The organism is Bacillus sp. SIMBA_005, from assembly GCF_046535585.1.
In the GTDB taxonomy this organism is placed as follows: domain Bacteria; phylum Bacillota; class Bacilli; order Bacillales; family Bacillaceae; genus Bacillus; species Bacillus pumilus.
Genome location: NZ_JAWRWI010001348.1, coordinates 1 through 228 on the forward strand (window position 1 = coordinate 1; position 228 = coordinate 228).

Here is a 228-nt window from a genome sequence, read left to right on the forward strand (position 1 = left end):
GTGATACGCCGCGGCCCAGGCCCGTCTCGAACTTCAGGTGCACGACGGGGGTTCCGCCGGCCGCGGCGGCGCGACGCAGCTGCTCGATCGTCGACAGGCCGAGCTCGACGTTCGCCGCGACCGCGGGAGCGAAGTCGCTGTCGGGGCCGTGCAGCCAGGCGACGACGAGATGGTCGATGCGGGCGGCGCGCAGCTCGAGCGCCTCGGAGACATCGGCGACGCCGAGGC

General features: G+C 74.1%; 1 protein-coding gene. It reads right to left on the reverse strand.

Annotation, left to right across the window (positions count from 1 at the left end; all coding sequences use genetic code 11):
- Positions 1–228: alanine racemase (locus SB660_RS24455; RefSeq protein WP_410585264.1), on the reverse strand; the 228-nt coding region annotated here is incomplete at both ends.